Annotated in this window: 11 protein-coding genes; all 11 read left to right on the forward strand. The window is 47.0% G+C overall.

The window, feature by feature from the left end; translation table 11 throughout:
* Positions 1–334 precede the first annotated feature (334 nt).
* The 11 genes from spoIIE (at position 335) to hslO (ending at position 12,378) form a co-directional block, all read left to right on the forward strand.
* Entirely contained in the window at positions 335–2,818 is a 2,484-nt protein-coding gene (gene spoIIE / locus DT065_RS11615; protein WP_114373537.1) for a stage II sporulation protein E, read from the forward strand.
* Positions 2,818–2,997, forward strand: a complete 180-nt coding sequence (locus tag DT065_RS11620; protein ID WP_114373539.1) for a hypothetical protein — start codon at positions 2,818–2,820, stop codon at positions 2,995–2,997. Before spoIIE ends, DT065_RS11620 begins: the two co-directional genes overlap by 1 nt.
* A 358-nt stretch (positions 2,998–3,355) precedes the next feature.
* On the forward strand, positions 3,356–4,096 hold the full coding sequence (locus tag DT065_RS11625; protein ID WP_114373541.1) for a VWA domain-containing protein: 741 nt from the start codon (positions 3,356–3,358) through the stop codon (positions 4,094–4,096).
* Positions 4,077–5,054, forward strand: coding sequence for a serine/threonine protein kinase PrkT (gene prkT / locus DT065_RS11630; protein ID WP_114373543.1), 978 nt, complete (start codon positions 4,077–4,079; stop codon positions 5,052–5,054). Before DT065_RS11625 ends, prkT begins: the two co-directional genes overlap by 20 nt.
* 50 nt (positions 5,055–5,104) lie before the next feature.
* Positions 5,105–5,863, forward strand: a complete 759-nt coding sequence (locus DT065_RS11635) for a threonine/serine exporter family protein (RefSeq protein ID WP_114373545.1) — start codon at positions 5,105–5,107, stop codon at positions 5,861–5,863.
* Between the two features lie 12 nt (positions 5,864–5,875).
* Complete coding sequence (locus tag DT065_RS11640; protein WP_114373547.1) at positions 5,876–6,310, forward strand: threonine/serine exporter family protein; 435 nt, start codon at positions 5,876–5,878, stop codon at positions 6,308–6,310.
* Positions 6,300–7,694 (forward strand): tRNA lysidine(34) synthetase TilS, encoded by a 1,395-nt coding sequence (gene tilS / locus DT065_RS11645; protein WP_114373549.1) that lies wholly within the window; start codon positions 6,300–6,302, stop codon positions 7,692–7,694. The genes DT065_RS11640 and tilS overlap by 11 nt, the downstream gene beginning before the upstream one ends.
* A 74-nt stretch (positions 7,695–7,768) precedes the next feature.
* Positions 7,769–8,311: a hypoxanthine phosphoribosyltransferase gene (gene hpt / locus DT065_RS11650; protein ID WP_114373551.1), complete on the forward strand. Its 543-nt coding sequence runs from the start codon at positions 7,769–7,771 to the stop codon at positions 8,309–8,311.
* Between the two features lie 65 nt (positions 8,312–8,376).
* Entirely contained in the window at positions 8,377–10,446 is a 2,070-nt protein-coding gene (gene ftsH / locus DT065_RS11655) for an ATP-dependent zinc metalloprotease FtsH (protein ID WP_114373553.1), read from the forward strand.
* A 210-nt stretch (positions 10,447–10,656) separates the two neighbouring features.
* On the forward strand, positions 10,657–11,421 hold the full coding sequence (locus tag DT065_RS11660; protein ID WP_114373555.1) for a type III pantothenate kinase: 765 nt from the start codon (positions 10,657–10,659) through the stop codon (positions 11,419–11,421).
* A 57-nt stretch (positions 11,422–11,478) separates the two neighbouring features.
* Positions 11,479–12,378 (forward strand): Hsp33 family molecular chaperone HslO, encoded by a 900-nt coding sequence (hslO, locus tag DT065_RS11665; protein WP_114373557.1) that lies wholly within the window; start codon positions 11,479–11,481, stop codon positions 12,376–12,378.
* Positions 12,379–12,445 lie beyond the last annotated feature (67 nt).

A 12,445-nucleotide genomic window follows, 5' to 3' on the forward strand; every position in this document is an offset into this window, starting at 1 on the left:
TTGGGGTAAAAGGGTTTTAGCATAAATATAGAAGCAATTATGTGAATTGTCGAACGCTTTTGCATCTAAAATTTTCGTTGCCGAAAATCCTATTTATCTTTGGTTAATCGATGTAATATGTGCGAATTCTTCCTCTATTACACTTCCGAGCTTTTAAAAACCCAGTCTCCCCATGATTATTTTTAAGGCTCAAATACCGATGACAACCGCTCATGTTCCGATTTGTGAAAGTCGTCGAACGATTTTCATCATAAAAACCGCATTATGACAAACCTTGCACCGCTAAGCCTCTATACTCGACTACCAAGAAAACAAAAAGACGGTGGTGGTGTAAATGTTCCAAAAAGAAACAGTGCAAGGTCAGATAGGAAAGGTCTTGGGACCGGCTGATTGGATGGCTCGCATAAAAAGTCATTGGAAAAAAGGGATAGACTCCTTAAGAAAAGGCACAACAGTCGTGTTTCTAAAATGGGGTTTGTTGTTGTTTCTCGTAGGTGTCATGTTGGGACGAGCCGCGATTTTATCGGATCTTTACCCTTTTGCGATTCCTTTTTTCGCCGCGGTCTTTGCCTGGAAGAAAGAGAGAGCTGTGTTGGCAGCGGTGGCCGTGGTTGCCGGAACAGCATGGGGGCTCACCTTTAACATTCCATATGTCCTTGCCGGATTGTTGCTGTTTCTTCTTTTCTACCGTGTGGCACATTACATAGGCAGCAACCGGAAATGGACACTCCCCGCGGCTGTTTTCCTCGCTTCCCTAACATCGAGGGTGGTTGTCACGGGCGTGGGAGAGGCGGCCATGACTCAATATCATTGGTTTATGGCTGCTATTGAGGCGGGCCTGGCGCTCATGTTGACGATGATATTTTTACAAAGCTTGCCGTTATTAGATGCCCGCAAGAAACAGCGTACATTAAAAAATGAGGAAATTATTTGTTTTATCATCTTGTTGGCTTCCGTCATGACCGGAGCGATTGGCTGGGTGATTTACGGCCTTGGCGCAGAGCATGTCCTTGCCCGCTATCTTGTGTTGTTGTTTGCCCTCGTCGGCGGGGCGGCCATTGGTTCAACGGTGGGCGTTGTGACGGGACTTGTGCTCAGTTTGGCAGCGGTTGCGAATTTGTATTATATGAGTTTACTGGCGTTTGCCGGTTTGCTCGGCGGATTGTTAAAAGAAGGGAAAAAACTTGGGGTAAGCATGGGGCTTCTGATTGGGACCGCTCTCATCGCTTTGTACGGAAACGGCATGAACAATCCTGCAATTACAGTGATGGAGTCCGGGGCCGCTGTGTTGTTGTTTTTGCTTACACCGAAAGCGCTAACGGATTATATGGGGAAATATATTCCCGGAACGATGGAGCACTCTAAGGAACAACAACGGTATCTTCGAAAAATTCGTGATGTCACCGCTTCCCGTGTGGAGAAATTCTCCGATTTATTTCAAACGTTATCGGCCAGTTTTTCGCCGGGGAATCATAACAAACAGACGTACGACGAGGAAGAGGGGGATCACTTTTTAGCTGATATCACTTCGAATACTTGTCAGAATTGTTTTCGTAAGGAAAGGTGCTGGGTCAATCGTTTTGATACAACCTATGATGTCATGAACAACATTATGTCGGACATTGAACAGACCGATAAAGTAGAGCCGTGGACGTATGAACGGCTTAAACGGCATTGCATTTATCCGGATCGCATCGTTCGGACGATGAAAGAGCAATGGGAGCCGCATGAAATACGGCGGCTGTACACGCGACAAATGGAAGAAAGCAGAAACCTCGTGGCCGATCAACTTCAAGGCGTATCGGAAGTCATGGGCGCATTTGCCAAGGAAATCCAGAAGGAAAAAGAGACCCATCATTATCAGGAGGAACAAATTTATGTTGCACTGTTTGATGCCGGCCTTAGCATTGAACAAGTGGACATTTATAATCTCAGCCCCAGGGATGTTCATATTGAAATTGAACTTGGAAACGGGATGAATCACGAAGAAGCGGAGAAGCTGATTGCCCCGATGCTTTCGGGAATACTGTCTGACCATATTATTGTAGAGACGATAGATGAAACAGAAGTTGAAAACCGGGTTACATTTGCGTCTGCAAAAACCTACGTCGTGGATACAGGCTCGGCAACGGTAGCACGAGGGGGAGCTTGGATATCGGGGGATAATCATGCTGCCATGCAACTGGGGTTTGGAAAATTTGCAGTGGCCATTAGTGACGGCATGGGCAACGGCCAACGGGCACATCGGGAAAGCTCGGAAACGTTGCAGTTGTTGCGAAATATATTGAAATCAGGCATTGACGAAGGGGTGGCGATCCAATCCATGAATTCCTTATTATCCTTACGGGCAGATGATGAAATGTTTTCCACCCTTGACCTTACGATCATCGATTTGCAGACCGCGGATAGCAACTTCCTTAAAATTGGTTCAATGCCGAGTTTTGTGAAGCGAAAAGAGCGGGTGTTTTCGATTGAAGCCGGAAATCTGCCGATGGGAATTGTTTCGGAAGCAAACTTTGAAATGAAACAAGAACGTCTTCAAGATGAGGACCTTCTCGTCATGATGAGTGACGGCTTATTCGATGGTGCACGTTGGATTGAAAATAAAGAATGGTGGATGAAGCGGTTAATTCGCGAAATTGAATCGGAAGATCCGCAAATCATCGCGGACGTGTTGCTTGAAGAGGTGATCCGCATGAGTGAAGGGAGCATCGCGGATGATATGACGGTGGTCGTTGCAAAGGTCCGGCGCAATACTCCGAAATGGGCAACGATCCCCATGGGGAGGTGGGCACAGCCGTTTGCAAAAGATGCGTAATGGAGGGATATGTTTCAGAAATCCTTTTCCGGCTCGGGGGCCTTGAAAAAGATGTAAGTGATCGAATGGAGGCGACGTTGGGGACGCGTTATTTCATGGTACACATGTACGGCATCGGCATGGGAGAAGAGCGCAGGGGGCGAGGCTGTCGAAGGAAAGAGGGCATCGGCATGAAATGAGCGTGGAGGGGGGCGCACAAGTCGAAGGATGCACGGCATCGGCATGAAAAGAGGATAAAGGAAAGCGACTGTGTCAATGGGAAGGCGAAATCGGCATAAAAAGAGAACAAAGCTGTGCCGGTAAGCCGAAGCAAGCACGGGACAGAAACAGACCTGTCTGTTCGTTTGCTTCCTTCCCACCCTTTCACGGTTCAACCTTAGCTGTTTCGACATCCCCTCGATATAGGGGGGTGAACGTTTGCTCCCTTATTTTGAACGCACAGGGAGGGAATTTCCGGTCCATTGTACTAGTATACCCCTCCTCGTATTGGTCAATGATGGGGATAATCAAAGTGACTTGTGAGGGAGGATATGAGACATGAGGACTGGAACATTAAGGCAAATATTGCTCATCACCGATGGGTGTTCCAATGAAGGTGGAGATCCTTCAGCCATAGCAGCGTTGGCAAGCGAGCAACAGGTGACCGTCAACGTCATTGGTGTTCTTGAGGAAGGGGCAATGAATCAACAGGCCCAAACAGAAATTGAAAACATCGCTTTAGCCGGTGATGGTATCCATCAAATTGTTTATAAGAAACAGTTGGCGCAAACCGTACAGATGGTGACAACGCAGGCGATGACACAAACGCTTCAAGGAGTCGTCAATCAAGAGTTGTCACAAATTTTAGGAAAAGATCAGGAATGGGACGAGCTTCCCCCGGAAAAACGCGGAGAAGTGATGGAAGTCGTAGATGAGATAGGGGAGGTCGTCAACTTGGAAGTGGTGATTCTTGTGGATACGAGCGCGAGCATGCGGACCAAGTTACCTACTGTCCAAGAAGCGTTGGAAGATTTAACAATTAGCATGGCCTCTCGGGGAGGGGACAATGAATTTAAAGTACTTGCTTTTCCGGGTAAGAAAAATGATACGGATATGTTACGGGAATGGACCCGCGGGATGGGTCAATTAACGGGCATGTTTCAAAAAATAACGACCGGCGGAATAACCCCGACCGGGCCGGCATTAAAAACTGCGCTAAACCAGTTCGACAGGAAGAAAAAAAGGAGCTTGATCTCCCGTGGAGAAGAAGAATCCTATCTTGAAGAACGAGGCTCCTGATCTGCCAACCGGTACGAGGATCCTCGGAAAGTGGCACCGCAATCCTTATTACATTCGCAAAACATTAGGAAGAGGGGCAACTGGAATCGTATATTTGGCAGATGCACGTACAGGGCCGGTCGCCCTAAAAGTCGGGCACAATAGTATGTCGATCACTTCTGAGGTGAATGTATTAAAGCATTTTGCCAAGGTCCAAGGCCAAATACTTGGACCTTCTTTCATCGATGCGGATGATGTTACCGTTGGCGGGTACAAGTATCCATTTTACGTAATGGAATATTTAAAAGGGGAAACCCTCTTTCAGCATATTGACCGGCACGGAAAAGAGTGGGGCCCGGTTCTTCTTGTGCAACTCTTGGGGGATTTAGATCGCTTGCATCGTGCCGGCTGGGTTTTTGGGGACCTGAAACCGGAGAACTTGATTGTTGTCGGCGGTCCTCCCTATCGAATCCGCTGGCTTGATGTCGGTGGAACGACCGTACTTGGACGAGCGGTAAAAGAGTATACGGAATTTTTTGATCGCGGCTATTGGGGGTTGGGGGACCGTAAGGCTGAGCCTACCTATGATTTGTTTGCTGCCGCGATGATTTTACTGAATGTTGTTTACAAACGGCGATTTGAAAAAGGACGTGATGGCAAGGAAACGTTAATGAATTATATTGAACGTTCCCGCGTGCTTGTTCCCTATCGGCAATGGCTGAAAAAGGCGTTGTTCGGTCAATATTCGGATGCGGAAAAAATGCGCCAAGGGCTGATGAATATTATTTCCAAAGAAGAAAAACCTTTAAAGAAGAATGCTTCGCCTCGACAGGAGCAAAAAATCGGGAACCACCGCAAGAAAAGAAAAAACCAAAAACGAAACAGGAAAAAACGCACGTTCACAACCATTGACGTCGTTTTAGTCCTTTCTTTTCTATTGCTTGCATCTGCTTTATACTGGGTAGGGCAGGTGATTTAAAGCAGGAGCATGCGCAAGCTGTAAGTGGTTCCCTTTAGGGGACAGAAATCATGGCAGAAAAGGGACGCTTGGTTGATTTATGTCTTTTTGCCGGGAAATTGATGGTTACTTACGGGGCGGAAACCTACCGGGCAGAAGATATCATGAATCGAATGGCTGTTGCGGGCGGCTTGAAGAATGTCCACAGTTTTGTGACAACGACTGGTATTTTTTTATCGGGGATTCAAGACAATGGCGATAACTTAATGCAGATGATTCGGATCGTAGATCGTTTCCAGGATTTAAACAAGGTGGCAGAAGTGAATCAACTTTCCCGGGATTTTGTGCTGGGGCGTATTAACGAACAAGAGGCCAATGAACAACTGATAAAAATTTCAGCGGCGCGGATGAATTATCCACTTTGGCTGATTTATATTGCCTCCGGGGTAGCGGGTGGCGCATTTTCCTATTTAGTCGGCAATACGAAGTTCGATATGATCCCGGCAGCGATGGGCGGATTAATGTCAACATTATTCCTTGTGTTGTTTCAACATTATTTACACGCAAAATTTTTCTCGGAATATCTCGCTTCATTTTTTGGCAGTATTATAGCGTTAGCGTTACTCCACAGCGGTTACGGATCGAACGTCGATCAAGTGATCATCGGGACGATTATCCCGCTCGTGCCCGGGATTCCGTTAACCAATTCAGTTAGGGATCTGATGAACGGTGATTTTATCTCGGGACTCGGGCGAGGGGCGGAAGCCGCTTTAACCGCGCTCTCGATTGCAGCGGGTGTTGCTACCGCTGTATCATTGTTTTTGCCATAGGAGGCCACAACGGTGTGGGAACTTTTGATTTGCTTTATGGCGACGGTAGCATTTGCGATTATCTTTAACACTCCCTTCAGGTTGTTAGGGAGGATCGGGATGATCGGTGTGCTTGCCTGGACCGTTTACAGTTTCATTCAAGATATTAATGTTTCCTTCATCGCCGCTGCTGCGTTAGCCGCTTTTTCTGCATCGCTGATGAGTTACGGGTTGTCGCGGCGCCATCGTGTTCCCGTGACCACATTTGCAATTCCCGGTATTATTCCGCTCGTTCCCGGCGGGAAAGCATATGAAACCATGTTGGCATTTGTCGACGAGAATTACATAGAAGGGCTGACGCAGGGAGTAGCAACCATGTTGCACGCCGGTGCTATTGCGGGCGGTGTCGTATTTGCGCTGTCTATTTTTTCCATTGGCAGGGGGATTGATCAAAGATATGAAACGTAAAGTCAATGCGTTTGTTTCTCGTCATGGGATGTTTCCGCGAGGGTCCTCTGTATTGGTGGCCGTGTCCGGCGGGGTTGACTCCATGTCTTTGCTCCACTATCTCTTTTCGCAAAGGGATGAATACGGCATAACGGTGATGGCTGCCCACTGTAATCATGGCCTGCGCAAAGAGGCCGAAGAAGAAGAAGCATTTGTAAAACGCTTTTGTGAAGAACGGCATATTCCTTTTTTTCATAAAACCCTTGATTTGTCGAAAAACGAAGGCAGGTCGATCCAACGAATCAGCCGAGACATGCGCTACGATTTTTTTTCCGCAATCATGAAAACGGAAAAGTTGGACAGACTAGCGACCGCCCACCACGGAGATGACCAAATCGAAACCATGCTCATGCAACAGACGCGAGGCTTTGACTATTATGGGGGGCAAATCGGGATCCCCGTGGACCGCCCGTTTTCAGAAGGGAGGCTTCTCCGTCCTTTTTTACCGGTGACGAAAAAAGAAATCATCGCGTATGCAAAAGCGCACACAGTGTCCTGGCGAGAAGATGAAACGAATCGAAAGGATGCCTATACGAGAAACCGTGTGCGTAAGCAGGTGCTCCCACCGTTGAAACGAGAAAACCGAGAAGCCCATACACACTTTCAAAAGTTGGCTGAGGACTTTAGAGACGATGCGCTCTATCTAAAACAGCAAGCGGAAAAAGTGCTGTCGGAGACGGCCGTGCAACGAGAAGATGGGTATGTGCTAACATTGCCTCGTTTTCGTGAAACCCCTATTGCTTTACAACGGCGTGCGATTCACTTACTATTGACTTATATTTACCATCAAAAGCATGGACAGTTTTCTCGCATACATATTGAAGAATGTTTCACATTAATCGAGGGTACTCACCCGTCAGCACAACGATCGCTACCTGATGGTATAAAGGTTTATCGCGATTATGAACAATTGCATTTCTCGGATGCTGAACGGCCCCCTTGTGAGGAGGCCGGGGCTTTGCGAGTCAAGGTGTACGATTTCCCGGCAAAGGTGGAAACCGGGCTCGGGACCCTTTTATTTGAACCTTTTAAAGGGTCGCCCCCTCCCCATGATGAGACGTCGTACTATTTCCCGCGATCGGAGTTGCATTTGCCATTGTCGGTACGTACGCGTCAACCCGGGGATGTCATCCGGCCTCTGGGCCTTGGTGGTACCCAGAAATTAAAACAAGTAATGATTGATGCTAAAGTTTCACGTCGAGAACGCGATTGCTGGCCGGTCATTACTGATGCAACAGGAGTGGTGCTCTGGGCCCCTTTACTGAAAAAAAGTAAAGATGCAGGCCATATCGGTGAAAAAGATGATTATGTTTGGATACAACTCGTCAAAAAGGAACATGCATAAACGGAACGTCGATGATCATGACAGGGATAGAGTCAAATCCATAAAAAGATGTAAAATGAGGGTGCCGAAAAAGAATGAAGGAAGATATTGAAAAAATTTTGATTGAAGAAGAAGAAATCAAAGAGAAAACAAAAGAGATCGGCAAACGCATGACCCACGAATATAAAGACAGTTTCCCTCTCGTTATCGGGGTGTTAAAAGGGGCCATGCCTTTTATGGCAGATTTGACCCGTGCGATTCATGCCCATCTTGAAATTGATTTTATGGATGTTTCCAGTTATGGAGACAAGACGGTCTCTTCCGGGGAAGTTAAGATTGTGAAAGATCTTGACTCTTCTGTGAAGGACAGGGATATTATCATTGTGGAGGATATCATTGATAGCGGATTAACATTAAGCTATCTCGTCAGCTTATTTCATCATCGCCAAGCGAACTCCGTAAAGATTGTGACGTTATTGGATAAACCGGAAGGGCGAAGAGCTGACATCGTACCGGATATCGTCGGTTTTACAGTGCCGGATGAGTTTGTTGTCGGCTTCGGACTCGACTATGCGGAACGATACCGAAACCTCCCTTACATCGGCATTTTAAAGCCGGAGATTTACCGAGGTTCTTGATTGGATAGAAAGCGCAAATGTGATAAGATTACTTTTGTCGTGTTACCCGCGGGAGGAGGTCAGGAATGAACCGAACAGTGAGATATACATTTTTTTGGTTATTTGTTCTTCTAATACTTATCGGGATTGTTCAGCTGTTTACGGATGATCCGGTTGACGATGAAATTATGCATACGGATGAGTTCATGCAAGCGCTTGAACAAGATGAGATTGCCTCAATGACCGTTCAACCTGAGATGGAAGTTTACCTTGTCCAGGGTGAACTCGTGAATGGGGGCGAAGAAGACGAAGCAAATGAATTTACAGCGCATATATTACGTTCTCCGGAAGTGACCAATATGCTGCTGGATGCGATCGAAACAAATGAATCATTGACGGCTATTGATACAGAGCCCGGGGAGGAACCGGGAGGCTGGGTGCAATTTCTCGTAGCAGTGATCCCGTTTATCATCATCTTCATCCTTTTCTTCTTCTTGCTGAGCCAGATGCAAGGCGGCGGAAACAAAATGATGAACTTCGGGAAAAGCAAAGCGAAAATGCAGTCGGACGACCAGAAAAAAGCTCGTTTTAAAGACGTCGCCGGTGCTGAAGAAGAAAAGCAGGAACTTGTGGAGATCGTGGATTTCTTAAAAGATCCGCGCAAGTTTGCAAACATTGGCGCGCGTATTCCTAAAGGGGTGCTCCTTGTTGGACCTCCGGGGACGGGTAAAACCTTGCTCGGCCGGGCAGTTGCCGGTGAAGCAGGCGTTCCTTTCTTCTCCATCAGCGGTTCCGATTTCGTGGAAATGTTCGTAGGTGTTGGTGCATCCAGGGTGCGTGACCTTTTTAACAATGCAAAAAACAATGCGCCTTGTATTATTTTCATCGACGAATTGGATGCTGTTGGACGTCAGCGCGGAGCAGGCGTCGGTGGTGGTCATGATGAGCGTGAACAAACACTAAACCAGTTGCTTGTTGAGATGGACGGGTTTGAAGGAAATGAAGGCATTATTATCATTGCCGCCACCAACCGTTCGGACGTTCTTGACCCGGCACTGTTGCGCCCGGGACGCTTTGACCGTCAAATCACAGTTGGTTTGCCGGACGTAAAGGGCCGTGAAGATGTACTGAAAGTTCACGTTCGCGAAAAACCAATCGATGATGACGTTGAACTCCGTGCCATCGCACAACGAACACCAGGATTTTCAGGGGCCGAATTGGAAAACCTTCTCAATGAAGCCGCGTTAGTTGCCGCGAGAGCTAATAGCGTCAATATTAAAATGGTGCATATTGAAGAAGCGATTGACCGTGTTGTTGCCGGTCCCGCGAAGAAAACAAGAGTGATCTCCGAGAAAGAGAAAAACATTGTTGCCCACCACGAGGCCGGTCATACGGTCGTTGGCGTGAAGTTGGAGAATGCGGATGCCGTGCATAAAGTTACGATCGTTCCACGCGGGCAAGCGGGCGGTTACGCCATGATGTTACCGAAAGAAGATCGCTACTTTATGACAAAGCCGGAACTGCTTGATAAAATCGTAGGTTTACTCGGCGGACGCGTGTCGGAAGACATCATCTTTGGAGAAGCAAGTACAGGCGCGCACAATGATTTCCAACGTGCCACAGCGATTGCGCGAAAAATGGTCATGGAGTATGGCATGAGCGAAAAATTAGGGCCGTTGCAATTTGGATCTTCCGGCGGGGGCCAAGTGTTCCTCGGACGTGACATTCAAAATGAGCAAAATTACTCCGATGCAATCGCCCATGAGATTGATAAAGAAGTGCAAAAGATTATTAAGGATAGTTATGAACGCTGTCGTCAAATCTTGACGGAGAACAAGGATAAACTCGAACTTGTCGCTCAGAATTTGCTTGAATTAGAGACATTGGATGCAGAGCAAATTTACTCTCTCGTTGAAGATGGGAAGTTGCCTGAAGGCCATCATTCCAATCAGACACAGGAAGAAGCCCTGAAGAATTCCGGGGAGACGGATGCTGTGGAAGATGAAAATGTGAAGGTTAACATTAACGCGCAAGAAGAACAACAAGAAACGGAAAGCGACCACTCACAAACGAATGAAGAGGCCGATGAGCAGCAAGATCAAACCGAAGAACGGGGCGACGAGGGGGAAAAAGAAGACGATAATCGCCGCTCATAGCTACCTTCGTGGTGATGCATTAGGGATGTCCACTGGGCATCCCTTTTCTTGGCAGGTAAGAATGTGTAAAACTTTTTCCTGCAGATGCAACTAAGGCTTTCGCCATAAAGGCTTGGCGATAAGCCAAGTTTTCTAACACGATTTTTCGATGATCGTTCCCGCTCTTGGCGAGAACTCCATTTCTCCAGAAAATCGGAAAGGGTTGAGCCTATGATTCTTGTTATAGATATAGGGAATACACATATTGTTTTTGGGGTATACGAGGAGCAGCACCTGTTGAACGATTGGCGAATTTCAACGGATCACGACAGAACCGAGGATGAATATGGCGTATTACTATGCACGCTCCTTGAAAATAAGCAGATTGCCGTTGAAAAGATTGAAGGAGTGATCATATCGTCCGTCGCTCCCTCGCTCATGTTCGCATTTGAACATATGGCTCAGAAATATTTTAAGCAAACGCCCATGATCGTTGGTCCAGGCATCAAAACGGGGTTAAACATTTTGTATGACAATCCGCGTGACGTTGGTGCTGACCGTATTGTTAATGCAGTAGCAGCCGTTGAAGCATATGGAACCCCTCTCGTCATCGTTGACTTCGGGACAGCTACGACCTTTTGTTTTATCGATGAAAAAGGAAATTACGTAGGAGGGGCGATCGCCCCCGGGATTACAATATCAACAGATGCCTTGTACACCCACGCGTCCAAGTTGCCGCATATTGAAATTGCAACGCCCCAATCCGTTGTTGGTCAAAATACCACGCACGCGATGCAATCGGGAATTTTCTATGGATATATTGGACAGGTTGACGGAATCGTTAATCGGATGAAGGCACAAGCAGTAAAAGAACCAACGGTGATTGCCACAGGGGGACCGTCGGAATTAATCGGCCAATCCGCTGCTTCGATTGATACCGTTGATGCATATTTGACGCTAAAAGGATTGAAGATGATCTATGATAAAAATAAATAATCGTTGAGCACTTCGATGAGTAGAGGCATACGAAGGGGATAAAGGAGGGCTATTCATTTGCAAGATTATCTTATAAAAGCAACAGCTTTTGAACAACAAGTGCGCGTATACGCGACGATAACGACTAATATGGTGAACGAGGCTGTTCGACGTCACCAAGCTTATCCTACGGCTTCGGCCGCACTTGGCCGGACGATGACCGTCTCCACGATGATGGGAGCGATGATGAGCGGGGACGACAAACTTACGGTAAAAGTGGAAGGGGACGGCCCGCTTGGCCCGGTCATCGTCGATAGCACGGCCCAAGGAAATACAAGAGGATATGTGTATAATCCCAAGGTTCATTTTGAATTAAATCGTTTTGGCAAACTTGATGTTGCCCGTGCGGTTGGACATAGTGGACATATAGCTGTTGCCAAAGATCTAGGTATGAAAGAAACGTTTACCAGTCATTCCCCTATTGTCTCGGGGGAATTGGGAGAAGATTTCACGTATTACTTCACAACGTCGGAACAAGTGCCTTCCTCTGTCGGGCTAGGTGTTCTTGTTGATACGGACCATTCTGTTTTAGCTGCAGGAGGATTTATCGTACAAGTTTTACCCGAAACAGAAGAAGAAGTCATCGATCATATGGAGAAACAAATTGATGCTGCTCCGCCAATCTCCAAATTAATTGAACGAGGGTACAACCCGGAACGTATCATTGAAACGGTCACAGGCGGAGATTATCAACTTTTGGAAAACATGCCTGTGCAGTTTAAATGTTCATGTTCAAAGGAGCGTATTGGACGTGCGATGGTCGGGTTGGGAAGCGAGGAAATCCAATCGATGATCACGGAAGATCATGGCGCAGACACGGAATGTCATTTTTGCCATGCCCATTATCAATTTAGCGCTGAGGATTTAATGCAATTGAAAGAAGAAGCGTTGGCTCAGGAGAAACAAGGGGAAAGGTAATCCCGTTGAAGCACAGGCGGCAGTCTTATCTCATTGACAAACGTAACCGATTCCGTTATTATGAATA

This window comes from Salicibibacter kimchii (assembly GCF_003336365.1).
In the GTDB taxonomy this organism is placed as follows: Bacteria; Bacillota; Bacilli; order Bacillales; family Marinococcaceae; genus Salicibibacter; species Salicibibacter kimchii.